This window comes from Mesorhizobium sp. M4B.F.Ca.ET.214.01.1.1 (assembly GCF_004791545.1).
GTDB lineage: Bacteria > Pseudomonadota > Alphaproteobacteria > Rhizobiales > Rhizobiaceae > Mesorhizobium > Mesorhizobium abyssinicae.
Genome location: NZ_SRUX01000008.1, coordinates 297,107 through 311,835 on the forward strand (window position 1 = coordinate 297,107; position 14,729 = coordinate 311,835).

Genomic DNA, 14,729 nt, shown 5'->3' on the forward strand with positions numbered 1-14,729 from the left:
CCTATATGCTGGCGCTGATGGGTTTGAGTGCAAAATGAAGCTGTTCGACTGCCCGCATTGCGGCCACCGCCTCTATTTCGAGAACGCCCAGTGCCTGAACTGCGCCAGCCTCGTGCTTTACGATCCGCAGCTGTCGCGTTTCACGCTGTCGGACGTTGATGGCGCCTACCACTGCACCAATGCCGACGAATGCGCCTGCAACTGGCGGACGGAGCCAGGCCAGGCCTTTTGCCGCGCCTGCTCGTTGAACCAGCTCATTCCTAATCTGTCCGTCGACGGCAACCGCCGGCGCTGGATCCGCGTCGAGGCTGCCAAGAAACGCGCCATCTATTCGCTGCTCGCCTTCGGCCTGCCGGTCGCGCCCAAGCAGGGCCCCGGCGACGAGGCCGGCCTTGCCTTCGATTTCCTTGCCGATCCGATCGGCGGCGGCCCTGGCGGCGAGCGCATCCTCACCGGCCACGACAATGGCCTGATCACGCTCAACGTCGCCGAGGCTGACTCGGCCGAACGCGAGCGCCGGCGTGTCGCGATGGGCGAGAACTATCGCACGCTGCTCGGCCATTTCCGCCACGAGCTCGGCCATTATTATTGGGACCGGCTGATCCGTGACGACCCGCAAAGGCTTGCCGCTTTCCGCGCCCTGTTCGGCGACGAGCGCGCCGGCTACGAACAGGCGCTGACGGCCTACTATGCCAATGGCGCGGCGCCTGACTGGCAGCAGGCTCACATCTCGGCCTATGCAACGTCACATCCATGGGAGGATTGGGCCGAGACCTTCGCGCACTATCTGCACATCACCGACACGCTGGAGATGGTGCATGCGCTGAACTTTCCGCTCGGCCGGCTGGAGACGGTCGATGCCGACGCCCTGCCGCGCGGCGACACCGGCGGCGAGCTGCTGGCGGCGCCCGCCGAGCCAAGGAACGAACCCGAGCCTTTCGAAAGGATCCTTGACCGCTGGCTGGTGCTGTCGGAAGCATCCAACTCGATCAACCGCTGCATGGGCCTGCCCGACCTCTACCCCTTCGTCATCTCGGGCGTGACGGCGCACAAGCTCGGCTTCGTCCATGCACTGCTGGCCGGCCTGCCGCAAGAAAACGGAACAATTCGTGAGCCGGCAGAAGCATTTTAGCCGGAACGCATAAGGCTCGGCTTCGTTTTCGTCCGCGAGGGAGCATGAAAACGGAGTGAAATCCATGAAAACCTTACTGTTTCCCGCCATCGCTGGAGCGCTCGTCGCCATGTCGGGTGCGGCCCTGGCCGAAACCGCGGTTTCGGCCGTCACAGACCTTAATGTGCGCGCCGGTCCCGGCCCGCAATATCCGGTCATCGGCGTGCTGGCCGCCGGCCAGTCGGCGACGCTCCAGGGCTGTATCGCCAACAGCAAATGGTGCACCATCGCCGAGGCCAACGGCCAGGGCTGGGTCTATTCCGACTATGTGACGGCCGATTTCGGCGGCAACGCGGTCGTGCTGACACGGCGCCCGGCGGATGCCGGCATTGCCGTCGTCGAGGCGCCGACCGACGAACTCTACTCGGACAGCTATACCGGCGCCATCGTGTCGGGCGACGAGCCACTCGATCCGATCGCGCGGCCGCCGGCCGAAGTCGGCACCTATGTCAGCACGCACCGGCTCGATCCCGTCTATCTCGATGGCGAGGTGGTGACCGGCGCGACCCTGCCCGACAGCGTCGAGCTGCGCGAAATCCCCGATTACGACTACCGCTATGTCTATGTGAACAACCAGCCGGCGCTGGTCGATCCCGGCACGCGGCGCATCGTCTACGTCATGCGCTGACAAATGCCGACAGCAAGCGGCCGCCTGCCGGCGGCCGCTTGCCCCTCTTCACAGATGCGAAACCACGAGCCCAAGCCGTGGCGAGGATGATTGCGCGCAAAGCGCCGATCCCCTAGATCAGGCGGACCCGGACGCGTTCGGCGCTTGCGTTCGGCTGAGGGAAACCGCGTGATCATCGACAAAGCCGCGTTCGAGCGCTACCGGCGCTCGCCGAACGCCAGGACAACCCCGCTCCGCCTCCTGTTTGGAACCGCCATCGTCGTGCTGTTCTGGATGGCGACGACCCTGGCGGTGCTGCTCGGCGGCACCTATGCCTTTGTCGTCTGGCGGGCTTCGACCGGCGGCACGGCAGCCGGTGGCCCGGTCCAGGACTTCCTGGCCTCGCCCGAGGGCATCCTCACCGCCCTGGTCTCCTTCGCCGGCATCTGGATCGGCCTCTGGTTTGCCATGCGCTTCGTGCATCGCGAGCCCCTCGCGGCGCTGGTCGGGGACAGCCGCCGCGTTTCCTGGCCGGGCTTCCTCAAGGGCCTGATCGCGGTGTTGATCACCTCGCTACTCTCCGAAATCCTGCTTTACTGGCTGCAGCCCGAGATCGCGCGCGGCGCCATCGGCCTGTCGACATGGCTGCTTTTCCTGGTCCCGATCGTGCTGCTCGCCTTGCTGCAGACCTCGTCCGAGGAGGCGCTGTTTCGCGGCTATCTCCTGCGCGGCCTCGCCAACCGGTTCAACAACCCGCTGATCTGGGCAGGGCTGCCGCTGCTGCTGTTCAGCGCGCTGCACTGGAGCGCGAGCTCGACGCTCGCCATCAATGCCTGCGTGCTGGTCTCGATCGCCAGCTTCGCGCTGGTGCTGACGCTTCTGGTCTACGCCACCGGCAATCTGGGCGTGGCATTCGGCGCCCATCTCGGCAACAATCTGACCGGCTTCCTGCTGATCTCGCATCAGGAAAGCTACAATTCCTTCGCCCTGTTCAACGCCAGGCCGCTGGAGGGTCCTGGTTGGACGGGGTTCGATGCGGTCCTCATCGCGGCGATCGGCATCGTCAGCAGCCTGCTGACGGCAGTGCTTCTGCTGCACCCGCGCTCGCCGCTAAGGGTCAGGCCGGCCTGATGCGCGTCACGCTGGTGGTGGAAGGGGCGATCCCCTGCAAAGGCTATGGTGGCACGGAACGCCAGGTCGACTGGCTGGCGACGGAACTGGCGCGGCTCGGGCACAGGGTGGTCCTCATCGCCGCGCCCGGCTCCAGCCATCCCCTTTGCGAGGTGCGGCCGGCGGCGTCGCGGGCCGAGTGCCGCGCTGCCATCCCCCAGGATACCGACATCGTCCATTTCAACGGCCGGTATATCGAGGTGCCCTTTGCGACCCTCAACACCGAGCACGGTTTTTCGCCCCAGTCCCCGAGGTTGCACCCGAACTGGAGCTTCGTCAGCGCCAGCCACGCCCGCAACCATGGCCGCGAGACCTTCGTCCATAACGGCTTTCCGGTCGACGAGTACCGGCTCGCGGCGACAAAGAGCGACCGCCTGCTGTTCCTCGCCGGCATCGCCCGCGCCGGCAAGAACCTCAACCGCGCCGTCGACCTTGCCAAGGCATTCGATTTCGCGCTCGACATTGCCGGCGGCTCGCGCTGGCGCCTGCTGACGCGCAGCCAGGTGCGGCGCCAGGGCGTCTTCTTCAAGAGCCTTGGCGGCCGCTATCGCTTTCACGGCATCGTCGGCGGCGACGAAAAACTGCGCCTGCTAGGCGAGGCAAAAGCCTTCCTCAATCCGATCGCCTGGGAAGAGCCGTTCGGCATGGCGCCTGTCGAGGCGATGCTGTGCGGAACGCCGGTGCTGACGACATCGCGCGGCGCCCTGCCGGAGATCGTCGACGCCGACACCGGGCGCCTTTTCGACACGGATGCCGAGTTCGCGCAGGCTTTCGCCAATATCGCCGCGCTTTCACCCCAACGGTGCCGCGAGTCCGCCGCCGACCGGTTTCCCATGTCGAGGACAGCAAAGGGCTATGTCGACCTCTACACGCGCATTCTCGACGGCGAAAGCCTGCCCTGAGCACGGGCCGGGCGCGACGTTTTGGCCGTTGAACCGGCCTCAGCCTTGACTCAGCGGGCGATTTCCTGTCTAGACCTGCACGAATTCCGCGACGAGTTTCCCTCGCGAAGCCGACCAGGACGCTGAAGCCTCTTTGAGGCAGGAGCTGTAAAGAGATCCTGGAGGCCAACACCCGGCAGCGCAATGCGCCCCCGGGTGCTTTTTGGCTTTGGGCTTTGCTTGGCGACCCGGCGCGAACGCACTACCTCTCGGTCGAACCCACCGAGATCAAGGACCGCAGATGTTTGAATCCCTTCAGGAGCGTCTTGGCTCCATCCTGAATGGCCTGACGGGCCGCGGCGCGCTGTCCGAAGCGGATGTCTCGGCGGCGTTGCGCGAGGTGCGCCGCGCGTTGCTCGAGGCCGACGTGGCGCTGGAAGTGGTGCGTTCCTTCACCGACAGGGTGCGTGAGAAGGCCGTCGGCGCCGCAGTGCTGAAGTCGATCAAGCCCGGCCAGATGGTCGTCAAGATCGTCCATGACGAGTTGGTCGAGATGCTGGGCGCCGAAGGCGTCGCCGTCGATCTCAACGCGCCGGCGCCCGTCGTCGTCATGATGGTCGGCCTGCAGGGCTCCGGCAAGACGACGACCTCGGCCAAGATCGCCAAGCGCCTGACGGAGCGCCAGAACAAGAAGGTCCTGATGGCCTCGCTCGACACGCGGCGCCCCGCCGCGCAGGAGCAGTTGCGCCAGCTCGGCGAGCAGACCAAGGTCGCCACGCTGCCGATCATCGCCGGCCAGAGCCCGGTCGACATCGCCAGGCGCGCCGTGCAGGCCGCCAAGCTCGGCGGCCACGACGTCGTCATCCTCGATACCGCCGGCCGCACCCATATCGACGAGCCGCTGATGGTCGAGATGGCCGACATCAAGAAGGTGTCGTCGCCGCACGAGATCCTGCTGGTCGCCGATTCGCTGACCGGTCAGGACGCCGTCAACCTGGCGAAAAGCTTCGACGAGCGCGTCGGCATCACCGGCCTGGTGCTGACCCGCATGGACGGCGACGGCCGCGGCGGCGCGGCGCTCTCGATGCGCGCCGTCACCGGCAAGCCGATCAAGCTGATCGGCACCGGCGAAAAGATGGATGGGTTGGAGGAATTCCACCCCAAGCGCATCGCCGACCGCATCCTCGGCATGGGCGACATCGTCAGCCTGGTCGAGAAGGCCGCCGAGAACATCGACGCCGAGCAGGCGGCGGCGATGGCCAGGAAGATGCAGTCGGGCAAGTTCGACCTCAACGACCTGGCCCAGCAGCTTCAGCAGATGTCGAAAATGGGCGGCATGGGCGGCATCATGGGCATGATGCCCGGCATGGGCAAGATGAAGGACCAGATGGCCGCGGCCGGCCTCGACGACAGGATGTTCGGCCGGCAGCTCGCCATCATCTCCTCGATGACCAAGGCCGAGCGCGCCAATCCAGACATCCTCAAGCACTCGCGCAAGAAGCGCATCGCCGCCGGCTCCGGCACCGACGCGGCCGAGATCAACAAGCTGTTGAAGATGCATCGCGGCATGGCCGACATGATGAAGGCGATGGGCGGCAAGGGCAAAGGCGGTGGCCTGATGCGCGGCATGATGGGCGGCCTCGCCTCGAAAATGGGCCTTGGCGGCATGATGCCGGGCGGCCCCGGAGGCCTAATGGGCGGCGGTATGCCGGACCTCTCCAAGATGGATCCCAAGCAGCTCGAAGCCTTGCAGAAGCAGGCGCAGGCGGCCGGTCTCGGCAAGGGCCTGCCGGGCGGCTTGCCCGGCGGTCTTCCCGGCGGCGGCCTGCCTGGTCTTCCCGGCGGCATGAAGCTGCCTGGCCTTCCGGGCCTCGGTGGCGGCGGCCTGCCGGGCCTTGGCAAGAAGAAGTGAGGGCACCATGAACGAAGACAAGGACATGGCCGACGCTCGCAACATCCTGGCCGGCTACCGCGCATCGATCGACAATATCGACGCGGCCCTCATCCACATGCTGGCCGAGCGCTTCCGCTGCACCAAGGCGGTGGGCGTGCTGAAGGCCGAGCATGGCCTGCCGCCGGCCGATCCGGCGCGCGAGCAGCAGCAGATCGCCCGCCTTCGCCAACTGGCGAAGGATGCGCATCTCGATCCCGATTTCGCGGAAAAATTCCTCAACTTCGTCGTCCGCGAAGTGATCCGTCATCACGAACAGATCGCCGCATCTAACGGCGTGACGAAAACCGGTTGAAACCCAACCCAGACCATCAAACGAAATCAGAGCTTTTTAGGAGAAAACAATGGCACTGAAGATCAGACTGGCCCGCGCGGGCTCGAAGAAGCGTCCTTACTACCACGTCGTCGTCGCCGACGCGCGTTCGCCGCGCGACGGCCGTTTCATCGAGTCGCTCGGCTCGTGGAACCCGCTGCTGCCGAAGGACGGCGAGCGCGTCAAGGTTGACGCCGAGCGCGTCAAGCACTGGCTCTCGCACGGCGCCCAGCCGACCGACCGCGTTCTGCGCTTCCTCGACGAGGCCGGCCTTGCCAAGCGTCCGGCCCGCTCGAACCCGCAGAAGGCCGAGCCGGGCAAGAAGGCGCAGGAGCGCGCCGCCCTGCTGAAGAAGGCGCAGGAAGATGCCGCCGCCGCTGTTGCCGCGGCCGCCGCCGCGCCGGCCGAAGCGGAAGCCGCCACGGCCGAGTAATCCGGCCCGAATCGGTTAACGAAAACGGCGGGCTTTGCCCGCCGTTCTTGTTTCAGGCGTCCCGGGAGGGATCAGTAGCCTTGCGGGCAACGGGCGATGTAGACGCGCCCGTAGCGATCGCGGTAGCGGCAGCGGTCCGGTTCGCTGGCACGACCGATCAGCGCGCCCGCGACGGCGCCGACGGCACCACCGACCACAGCGCCTTCCACCGGGTCATTTGCCACGGCGGCACCTACGGCCGCGCCGCCCAGGCCGCCGACTGCGGCACCCTTTTCCGTCTGCGAGCAGGCACCGAGTGCCGTCGCCAACGCCAGGATGATCATCGCTTTCTTCATTGTCGTTCCTCTCACACGCCGTCCTCGCCGCCATGCCGTTAACTCTCGGACGGCTAATTTGATCCCGAGGACATCGAAGATTGCCGATGCCAGCGCCGGCGCAGGGCTCCTCACCTCACCTGGATATCATTGAAATTATTGTCGTTTTACGGTTCGGTCGCGCGCTTCAGATTGCCGAGCCCGGTCTCGAAATCCTTGCCGATCAGCGTGTCGAAATTCATGAACAGGCCCATCAGCTTGGCGACGAACGGCCGGCCGCCGCGCATCGCCCAGGTGACCGTCGTGGTTTCGCCGGACGGCATCAGGGTGAAGTCGACTCTGTTGCTGGCCCGAAACGGCTTCTCGAAATCGAGCTTCAGCGCCACCAGCGACGACGGAACCGAGCCGGTGATCTCCATCCGCCCGACGCCTGCCTTGCCGTTGCCTTCCCAGGCATAGGCGGCGCCCTTGCCGCTTTCGGCGCCGGACAGCGTGCGCTTCATGTCCGGGTCGAGTTTTTCGTAAGGCGACCATTCGGGCCAGCGCCTGAAGTCGTTGATCAGTGGAAAGATCGCTTCCGACGGCGCCGCGATGCTGGCCGAGCGGCTGACGACGAAATCGTTCGGCCGGGTCGCGGCATAGATGAGCACGGCGGCGATTATGATCAGGATGATGACGACGGCTGTAAGCATTGTGCCTATCCTTCCAATGGCTTAGCGGGTGAACGAAAGCAGGGCGCGCACCCTCGGGTCGCGCAGGAACAGACCGCCCCACAGGATGATGCCGAGATAGACGCCGAACAGTATGTGCGAGAACAGTGGGCTGCCGATGCGCACATGGGTGGCGATGGCGCCACCCATATAGGCGGTGAGCAGGATGGCCCCGAGCACCGAAGTGCGCGGCAGCGCATAGAGCGCGGTCGAGACCAGCCCGATGACGCCGAGCAGGCGCGCGGAATTGGGATCGGCTGGCCAGCCGAGCTGCGTCATGGTCTGGGTGACGATATCCATGGGCGGCAGCTTGATGACGCCGTCGAAGATCATGAACAGCACGATGATGGCGCTGAGCGCGCGGCCGGTCCACAGGGCGCCCGACGAGACGGGCGCGGTTTGCGTAATGCTCATTGACGTTCCCTCCTGGGATCCTGGGCGCTGGCCATCTTTGCCAGGGCTCGAACCAAGGACGCCGGACAGGTCGACGGTCCGACACGTCCCGGTATCTTTTTCGCAAACGGCGCGCGGGCGCGCGTGATCACACCCGCGCTCAGAGTGTCTTGAGATAGGCTTCCAGCCGCGCGCAGCTCGCCATGACCATCTGGCCGAAGCCCATCTTCACCGCCATGTCGCGGGCAGCGATCGAATTGGCGCGGATGCTGGCGACGATCCGCGTCTTGCCGCCGGCATCCTCGAACAGGATGGTCGTCACCATGTTGGGCGGCGGCAGGGTATCCTGCCACTGGCCGCGGTCGAGTGGCGCGTCGCGATAGACGATCCGCTCCGGCGGAGCGATTTCCAGATAGACGCTGTTGGTCGGATACTCGCTGCCGTCGGCAAAGCGCATGGTCAGGCGGAATTGCCCGCCCGGCCGCACATCCATCTCGCAGACCGGATAGGTCGAGCCTTCCGGTCCCCAAAACCGCACCAGATGGTATGGATCGGTGAACAGCTTGAACATCAGCGCGCGAGGCGCATCGAAGGTCCGGGTGATGATGATCACCGGGTCATCGGATGGTGTGTCGATGCTCTGATCCGTCACGTTTCCCTCTCTGGATTGTGCTGCCGCGCGTCGAGCGCAAACTGGTTAGCCGGCTTCAATTTCGGCCTCCGCCGGGCTCTCCTGCCTGCAGACCCTGCAGATAGGTCTCCAGCCGGTCGAAGCGGGCGTCCCACAGCGCGCGATAGGACTCCAGCCATTCGTCGATCTCGCGCAATGGTGCCGGCTGCAGGCGGCGCGGCCGAAACTGGGCGTCGCGGCCGCGCGCGACCAGGCCGGCGCGCTCGAGCACCTTGAGGTGCTTCGACACCGCCGGAAAGCTCATGGCAAACGGCTCGGCCAGCTGCGTGACCGAGGCCTCGCCGAGCGCCAGCCGCGCCAGGATGGCGCGTCGGGTCGGGTCGGCAAGCGCCGCGAGGGTCAGGCTGAGGCTATCCGTCGTCATGTTTATTGAACCAGATGGTTATATAACTTTTTGGTTCTATACGAGAGGCCGCCGGCCGAGTCAAGCGGCGGCGTCAAGGGGGAACGCGGGCAGCGCCCCATCCGGCTCGCAAACCGGACGGCAAGGTTCCTGGTGGCCTCAGGAGAAGTAAAACCGTTCGGCCGGGATCATCTTCGGCGCCGGCTCGCCGAGCGCCTCGAACACCGAGATTTCGCAGACGCGGCAAAGGCCATCGAGCGCAAGGTCGTTGGGCTGGGTGCCGAAGGGATCCTCGAGCTCCTCCGACAGCGCGTCGAGGCCGAAGAAGGTATAGGCGATGAGCGCCGTGAACAACGGCGTCGCCCAGCCGGCGGGCGCGGCCAGCCCGAACGGCAGCAGCAGGCAGAAGACGTAGGCGGTGCGCTGCAGGAGCAGCGTGTAGGCGAAGGGCAACGGCGTTCCGGCGATGCGCTCGCAGCCGGCCTGCGCCGCGGCGATCTCCGACAGGCGCTCGTCGAGGATGCGGTAGCCGATCGTATCGATGGCGCCGGACTTGCGCAGCCCGGCAACGCGCGCGCCCATGCGGCGCAGCATGGCGTCGGGGGCATTGACGGCCTTGGCCACGGCTTCGACCTCATCACCGATGAAGCCGCGCGCGTCCGGCGCGGCGTCCACCCGCCTGAGCGACCCGCGCAGGAAATGGCAGAACGCGATCGCCTCCATCAACAGGCCGCGCAGCTCGGCCCGGTCATCGATCAGGCCGGTCGAGGCGCGCGCCAGGTTGCGGATGTCGAAGACGAGCTGGCCCCACAGCTTGCGCGCCTCCCACCAGCGGTCGTAGGCGGCGTTGTTGCGGAAGCCGAGATAGATCGACAGCGCCACGCCGAGCAGCGCGAAGGGTGCCGTGCCGGCATTGCCGAAGTCGAGCTTGAGGGCTTTTACGACCAGCAGCACAAGCGCGCCATAGGCGGCAAAGCCGAAGATCTGCGGCAGGATGCGCGGCACTACCGAGCCGCGCATGATGAAGAACAGATGCAGGAAGCGCGGACGCGGGCGGACGATCATCAAAACCCCCAGACGGACCGGTTGCGATCCCGAGGCCCTATTGTGCTATGCACCGGCAAAGCAAGCTCGGCCGCCAGCGACATTTCCGTGTCGCCCGGGTTGGCGCTACCGGTGCTCATCCGGCCGGTCTAATGACGAGGGCGAGCCCGCGAGACTGGCGACCGCGCGCCGCCCGAGGGAGGAAAGATGACCGGCGAAACCGATCTGCAAAAATTGTTGGCGTCGATGACACCGCACCTGCTTCCCGATGTCCACGTCTTCGCGACGCTGGCGCCGGGCGCGGCCATGCCGGATGGCCTCGATCCGGTCATGAGCTTTCGCGAGCAGGAAGGCCTTACGCTGATCGCGAAGGAGGACCAGGCGAGAGCGGCCGGCATCGACGGCATCTTCCGCTGCCGGATGATCACGCTGAACATCCACTCTTCGCTGGAAGCCGTCGGCTTCCTCGCCGCCATCACCACGCGCCTGGCCGCCGCCGGCATGGGCGTCAATCCGGTCTCGGCCTTTTACCACGACCATCTGTTCGTCCCGGCGGATCGGGCGGAGGAGGCGATGGTGCTGTTGATGGAATTGGCGGAGCAAAATCGGTTGTGACGCCGGCTCTCCGCCGCCTGCTTGAGATGCCGGTGCCGCCCCTCATCCCCCTGCCGGGACCTTCTCCCCGTGAACGGGGAGAAGGAAGCTACCCGGCCGAAGGCCGAGCCCGCGACTGCGGGCCGCCGGTCGTCCGGCGCCCCCGCGGAGGGCCCGCCGCGTCAGCGGCGGTGCGGCCCGTGAGCGAAAACAAACCAGCCGTCAGGCCGCCTTCTTCTTCGGCTGGATCAGTCCGCGCTCGACCAAAAGCTCGGCGATCTGCACGGCGTTGAGCGCTGCGCCCTTGCGCAGATTGTCGGAGACGATCCACATCGACAGGCCGTTGTCGATGGTCGAATCCTCGCGGATGCGCGAGATGAAGGTGGCGTCCTCGCCGGCCGATTCCAGCGGCGTGATGTAGCCACCGTTCTCGCGCTTGTCCAAGACCTGGCAGCCCGGCGCCTCGCGCAGGATCTCGCGCGCCTCGTCCGCCGTGATCGGCTTCTCGAACTCGATGTTGACCGCTTCCGAATGGCCGATGAACACCGGCACGCGCACGCAGGTCGCCGTCAGCTTGATCTTGGGGTCGAGCATCTTCTTGGTCTCGGCCACCATCTTCCACTCTTCCTTGGTGAAGCCGTCGTCGAGGAAGACGTCGATATGCGGAATGACGTTGAAGGCGATGCGCTTGGTGAACTTCTTGACGTCGACCTGATCGGCGACGAAGACCGCCCGGGTCTGCGTGAACAGCTCGTCCATGCCTTCCTTGCCGGCGCCGGACACCGACTGGTAGGTGGCCACGACGATGCGCTTGATGGTCGCCGCGTCATGCAGCGGCTTCATCGCCACCACCAGCTGCGCCGTCGAGCAGTTCGGATTGGCGATGATGTTCTTGCGCGAGAACTGCTCGACCGCGTCCGGGTTCACTTCCGGCACGATCAGCGGCACCTCCGGGTCGTAGCGGAAGGCAGACGAATTGTCGATGACGACGCAGCCCTGCTTGCCGATCTTCGGCGACCATTCCTTGGAGACGTTGCCGCCGGCCGACATGATGCACAGGTCGGTGTCGGAAAAGTCGTAGGTGTCGAGCGCCTTGACCTTCAGCGTGCGGTCGCCGAAGGACACTTCGGTGCCCTGGCTGCGCCGTGAGGCCAGCGCCACGACTTCGCTTACCGGAAAGCCGCGCTCGTCCAGAATGTTGAGCATTTCGCGGCCCACATTGCCCGTGGCGCCGACTACCGCAACCTTGAAACTCATAAAGATCTCCTGTCCCTCTCCGCTTGGTTGTTGGAGAAAACCCGCCGGCCTCATGCGGGTTCCGTCCCCCGGGCCGAACCCGGGAGAGGGTGGTTAGGCCAAGGGAATCACACCGTTTTGGCGGTGGTTTTGGCCGTAGTTTTGCTGGAACGGGCAGGCGCGCCGAGGCGCCCGGCCCGATGCTGAGCATCGTGGCTGGAGGCATCGAAGGCAAGAAGAGCCGTCAGAAGGCCGCGCATCGAAGAGCAATCCCGTTCGAATCGGGCTTTTACGCGGTTTGGTAAAAGAGTCAATTGGCGGCAGCGCTCTCCCTTCTCCCCGTCACTTTACGGGGAGAAGGTGCCCGAAGGGCGGATGAGGGGCGGCGCTGACTTCGACAGCTGGCTCGTCCGGAAGTAAGGACCCGGCGCCTCGCCCCTTTCCCTACTCAGCGTTGGCGCTGCCCCTCACCTGCCTGCCGGCATCCTCTCCCCGTATAACGACGGGGAGAGGGGCGCTCTCGCCAGCGGTTTCGCCAATCGCCGCGCTGCGCACTGCTCTGTACAATGGTGGCCGCAAGAAGTACGAACGCCCAAATTTCGCTTTGGCCGGCACAGTGCCTGCCCTGTGCTCCATGGCGAGCCAGAACCCCGATTCCGAAAGAGAAAAATGTCCAGTTTCGAAACGATCGTGCCTGCGCTTGCAGAGGCGTTGGAAAAACGCGGCTATACCGCGCTGACGCCGGTGCAGCAGGCGGTGCTGGCGACCGAGCTCGGCGCGGCCGACGCGCTGGTCTCGGCCCAGACCGGCTCCGGCAAGACGGTCGCCTTCGGCCTTGCCTTGGCGCCGACCCTGCTTGGCGGCGCGGAGCGTTTCACCGATGCCGGCGCGCCGCTCGGCCTGGTGGTGGCACCTACGCGCGAGCTGGCGCTGCAGGTGCGGCGCGAGCTCGAATGGCTCTATGAGCTGACCGGGGCGCAGATAGCCTCCTGCGTCGGCGGCATGGACATGCGCAGCGAGCGGCGGGCGCTGGAGCGCGGCGCCGACATCGTCGTCGGCACGCCCGGCCGCCTGCGCGACCACATCACCCGCGGCGCGCTCGACATGTCGGCGCTCAGGGCCGTGGTGCTGGACGAGGCCGACGAAATGCTCGATCTCGGTTTTCGCGAGGACCTCGAATTCATCCTCGACGCCGCGCCCGCCGAGCGCCGCACGCTGATGTTTTCCGCCACCGTACCGCGCTCGATCGCGACGCTGGCGAAGAGCTACCAGCGCGATGCCGTGCGCATTTCCGCCGGCGGCGAGGCAAAGCAGCATCTCGACATCGAATACCGGGCGCTCTCCGTGGCACCCGCGGACCGCGAGAACGCCATCATCAACGTGCTGCGCTACTACGAGGCGACCAACGCAATGGTGTTCTGCAACACCCGCGCCGCCGTCAACCATCTCACCGCGCGCTTCAACAACCGCAATTTCGCCGTCGTGGCATTGTCCGGCGAGCTCAGCCAGAACGAGCGCAGCCACGCGCTGCAGGCGATGCGCGACGGCCGCGCAAAAGTCTGCATCGCCACCGACGTGGCGGCGCGAGGCATCGATCTGCCCAATCTCGACCTGGTCATCCATGCCGACCTGCCGACCAACCCTGAAACGCTGCTGCACCGCAGCGGCCGGACCGGACGGGCCGGGCGGAAAGGCGTCAGCGCGCTGATCGTGCCGAACAATGCCCGCAGGCGCACCGAGCGCCTGCTCAACAATGCCGGCCTGACCGCGACCTGGGCGAGCCCGCCCTCTGCCGACGAGGTGCTGCGCCGCGACGACGAGCGTATCCTCGCCGACCCGTCCTTCGGCGAGCCGGTGAACGACGACGAACGCGGTTTCGTCGAAACCTTGCTCGAGCGCCACGGCGCCGAACGCGTCGCCGCCGCCTTCGTGCGACTCTGCCGCGGCAGCCGCTCGGCGCCGGAAGACCTGCTCGACGTTGCGCCCTTCACGCCATCGGGAGACAGGCCGGCGCGGCGCGACGAGCAGCCCAGCCGCCGCGACGATTTCGGCGACAGCGTCTGGTTCTCGCTGTCGGTCGGCCGCCGGCAGAATGCCGAGCCGCGCTGGCTGATCCCGATGCTGTGCCGCACCGGCAATATCTCGAAGCGCGAGATCGGCGCCATCAAGATGCAGCCGGAAGAGACCTTCGTGCAGATCGCCGCCGACTGGGCCGACCGCTTCCTCGCCGCAATTGGCCCCGACCGCAAATTGCAGAACAACATCGCGGTCAAGCGGCTCGACGGCACGCCCGACCTGTCGCGGGCCGGCTACCAGCCACCGAAGCCCGACAAGAAGCCGCATCGTGGCAAGCGGCCCTTCGAAGCGAACGCGCCCCAAGGTGCTCACAAGCCGAAATTCGAAAAACGCGCGCAGCCCGAACGCACCGGCGCGACGGAGACCAAGCCCTGGGCGAAAAAGCCCGGCAAGCCGAAATTCGACAAGCCAAGGTCCGACGGGCCGGCAAAGCACAAGAAGCCGAAGAAACGGCCGGGCTGAGCGTCTCATCGGATTCAGCGGTCCGTGGGCCCATCCAGCGATTCGTTGATGCAATCGCACCAATTGCCGAAGGCGCCGCCGCCCCTCATCGCCCTGCCGGGCACTTCTCCCCGTATAGTGACGGGGAGAAGAGGCTGGCCGCGATCTTGGCACCCATCCTGCGATGGCGATTGGCGAAATCGGCGATGGCAGCGCCGCTCTCCCCGTCACTATACGGGGAGAGCGACTGTCTTGGCTGTCAAGCTGTTTGCCATGGTTTTTGGTCGCGGATGATGGCGTTGAGAATGGTCAGCAGCTTTCGCATGACGGCCACGACGGCGACGATCTTCGGCTTGCCGAC

The 14,729-nt window shown here is 66.0% G+C and carries 16 protein-coding genes and 1 pseudogene; 9 read left to right on the forward strand and 8 right to left on the reverse strand.

Features of this window, described 5'->3' with window-relative positions; all coding sequences use genetic code 11:
* The first annotated feature begins 34 nt into the window (after window positions 1–34).
* The 7 genes from EN857_RS18270 (at window position 35) to rpsP (ending at window position 6,526) form a co-directional block, all read left to right on the forward strand.
* On the forward strand, window positions 35–1,132 hold the full coding sequence (locus EN857_RS18270) for a putative zinc-binding metallopeptidase (protein WP_135858992.1): 1,098 nt from the start codon (window positions 35–37) through the stop codon (window positions 1,130–1,132).
* A 64-nt stretch (window positions 1,133–1,196) separates the two neighbouring features.
* Window positions 1,197–1,799: a DUF1236 domain-containing protein gene (locus tag EN857_RS18275; protein WP_127283959.1), complete on the forward strand. Its 603-nt coding sequence runs from the start codon at window positions 1,197–1,199 to the stop codon at window positions 1,797–1,799.
* Between the two features lie 168 nt (window positions 1,800–1,967).
* A complete protein-coding gene (locus tag EN857_RS18280) occupies window positions 1,968–2,909 on the forward strand; it encodes a CPBP family intramembrane glutamic endopeptidase (protein ID WP_135858994.1) in 942 nt (313 codons plus the stop codon).
* Window positions 2,909–3,850 (forward strand): glycosyltransferase, encoded by a 942-nt coding sequence (locus EN857_RS18285; RefSeq protein WP_135858996.1) that lies wholly within the window; start codon window positions 2,909–2,911, stop codon window positions 3,848–3,850. The genes EN857_RS18280 and EN857_RS18285 overlap by 1 nt, the downstream gene beginning before the upstream one ends.
* A 280-nt stretch (window positions 3,851–4,130) precedes the next feature.
* The gene (ffh, locus tag EN857_RS18290) at window positions 4,131–5,741 is read left to right on the forward strand and encodes a signal recognition particle protein (RefSeq protein WP_127283956.1); all 1,611 of its coding nucleotides are present in this window, start codon (window positions 4,131–4,133) and stop codon (window positions 5,739–5,741) included.
* 7 nt (window positions 5,742–5,748) lie between these two features.
* The gene (locus EN857_RS18295) at window positions 5,749–6,075 is read left to right on the forward strand and encodes a chorismate mutase (RefSeq protein WP_127283955.1); all 327 of its coding nucleotides are present in this window, start codon (window positions 5,749–5,751) and stop codon (window positions 6,073–6,075) included.
* Window positions 6,076–6,124: 49 nt separating this feature from the next.
* Window positions 6,125–6,526: a 30S ribosomal protein S16 gene (gene rpsP / locus EN857_RS18300; RefSeq protein WP_127283954.1), complete on the forward strand. Its 402-nt coding sequence runs from the start codon at window positions 6,125–6,127 to the stop codon at window positions 6,524–6,526.
* Between the two features lie 71 nt (window positions 6,527–6,597).
* Here the strand turns inward: rpsP and EN857_RS18305 are convergent, their stop codons facing one another.
* From EN857_RS18305 to EN857_RS18330, 6 genes are all read right to left on the reverse strand, one after another.
* Entirely contained in the window at window positions 6,598–6,861 is a 264-nt protein-coding gene (locus EN857_RS18305; protein ID WP_126086823.1) for a glycine zipper domain-containing protein, read from the reverse strand.
* A 146-nt stretch (window positions 6,862–7,007) separates the two neighbouring features.
* Complete coding sequence (locus EN857_RS18310) at window positions 7,008–7,532, reverse strand: SRPBCC family protein (RefSeq protein ID WP_135858997.1); 525 nt, start codon at window positions 7,530–7,532, stop codon at window positions 7,008–7,010.
* 21 nt (window positions 7,533–7,553) lie between these two features.
* On the reverse strand, window positions 7,554–7,964 hold the full coding sequence (locus tag EN857_RS18315) for a DoxX family protein (RefSeq protein WP_135858999.1): 411 nt from the start codon (window positions 7,962–7,964) through the stop codon (window positions 7,554–7,556).
* A 139-nt stretch (window positions 7,965–8,103) separates the two neighbouring features.
* Window positions 8,104–8,595: an SRPBCC domain-containing protein gene (locus EN857_RS18320; protein WP_135859001.1), complete on the reverse strand. Its 492-nt coding sequence runs from the start codon at window positions 8,593–8,595 to the stop codon at window positions 8,104–8,106.
* 55 nt (window positions 8,596–8,650) lie between these two features.
* Window positions 8,651–8,998, reverse strand: coding sequence for a metalloregulator ArsR/SmtB family transcription factor (locus EN857_RS18325; RefSeq protein ID WP_135859003.1), 348 nt, complete (start codon window positions 8,996–8,998; stop codon window positions 8,651–8,653).
* Between the two features lie 138 nt (window positions 8,999–9,136).
* A complete protein-coding gene (locus tag EN857_RS18330) occupies window positions 9,137–10,042 on the reverse strand; it encodes a bestrophin family ion channel (protein ID WP_127391864.1) in 906 nt (301 codons plus the stop codon).
* 186 nt (window positions 10,043–10,228) lie between these two features.
* Here EN857_RS18330 and EN857_RS18335 point away from each other — a divergent pair, with 186 nt between their 5' ends.
* Window positions 10,229–10,636 (forward strand): ACT domain-containing protein, encoded by a 408-nt coding sequence (locus tag EN857_RS18335; RefSeq protein ID WP_135859006.1) that lies wholly within the window; start codon window positions 10,229–10,231, stop codon window positions 10,634–10,636.
* 201 nt (window positions 10,637–10,837) lie between these two features.
* Here the strand turns inward: EN857_RS18335 and EN857_RS18340 are convergent, their stop codons facing one another.
* Window positions 10,838–11,872 (reverse strand): aspartate-semialdehyde dehydrogenase, encoded by a 1,035-nt coding sequence (locus EN857_RS18340; protein WP_127283946.1) that lies wholly within the window; start codon window positions 11,870–11,872, stop codon window positions 10,838–10,840.
* Between the two features lie 648 nt (window positions 11,873–12,520).
* Here EN857_RS18340 and EN857_RS18345 point away from each other — a divergent pair.
* On the forward strand, window positions 12,521–14,389 hold the full coding sequence (locus EN857_RS18345) for a DEAD/DEAH box helicase (protein ID WP_135859009.1): 1,869 nt from the start codon (window positions 12,521–12,523) through the stop codon (window positions 14,387–14,389).
* Between the two features lie 238 nt (window positions 14,390–14,627).
* Here EN857_RS18345 and EN857_RS18355 read toward each other — a convergent pair.
* Window positions 14,628–14,729 (reverse strand): annotated as a pseudogene (locus tag EN857_RS18355) (IS110 family transposase); the annotation flags it as partial.

Coding starts and splice junctions, on each gene's coding strand:
- EN857_RS18270 (WP_135858992.1), top strand. CDS start 35: ATGAAGCTGTTCGACTGCCCGCATTGCGGCCACCGCCTCTATTTCGAG.
- EN857_RS18275 (WP_127283959.1), top strand. CDS start 1,197: ATGAAAACCTTACTGTTTCCCGCCATCGCTGGAGCGCTCGTCGCCATG.
- EN857_RS18285 (WP_135858996.1), top strand. CDS start 2,909: ATGCGCGTCACGCTGGTGGTGGAAGGGGCGATCCCCTGCAAAGGCTAT.
- ffh (WP_127283956.1), top strand. CDS start 4,131: ATGTTTGAATCCCTTCAGGAGCGTCTTGGCTCCATCCTGAATGGCCTG.
- EN857_RS18295 (WP_127283955.1), top strand. CDS start 5,749: ATGAACGAAGACAAGGACATGGCCGACGCTCGCAACATCCTGGCCGGC.
- rpsP (WP_127283954.1), top strand. CDS start 6,125: ATGGCACTGAAGATCAGACTGGCCCGCGCGGGCTCGAAGAAGCGTCCT.
- EN857_RS18305 (WP_126086823.1), bottom strand. CDS start 6,861: ATGAAGAAAGCGATGATCATCCTGGCGTTGGCGACGGCACTCGGTGCC.
- EN857_RS18310 (WP_135858997.1), bottom strand. CDS start 7,532: ATGCTTACAGCCGTCGTCATCATCCTGATCATAATCGCCGCCGTGCTC.
- EN857_RS18315 (WP_135858999.1), bottom strand. CDS start 7,964: ATGAGCATTACGCAAACCGCGCCCGTCTCGTCGGGCGCCCTGTGGACC.
- EN857_RS18325 (WP_135859003.1), bottom strand. CDS start 8,998: ATGACGACGGATAGCCTCAGCCTGACCCTCGCGGCGCTTGCCGACCCG.
- EN857_RS18330 (WP_127391864.1), bottom strand. CDS start 10,042: ATGATCGTCCGCCCGCGTCCGCGCTTCCTGCATCTGTTCTTCATCATG.
- EN857_RS18335 (WP_135859006.1), top strand. CDS start 10,229: ATGACCGGCGAAACCGATCTGCAAAAATTGTTGGCGTCGATGACACCG.
- EN857_RS18340 (WP_127283946.1), bottom strand. CDS start 11,872: ATGAGTTTCAAGGTTGCGGTAGTCGGCGCCACGGGCAATGTGGGCCGC.
- EN857_RS18345 (WP_135859009.1), top strand. CDS start 12,521: ATGTCCAGTTTCGAAACGATCGTGCCTGCGCTTGCAGAGGCGTTGGAA.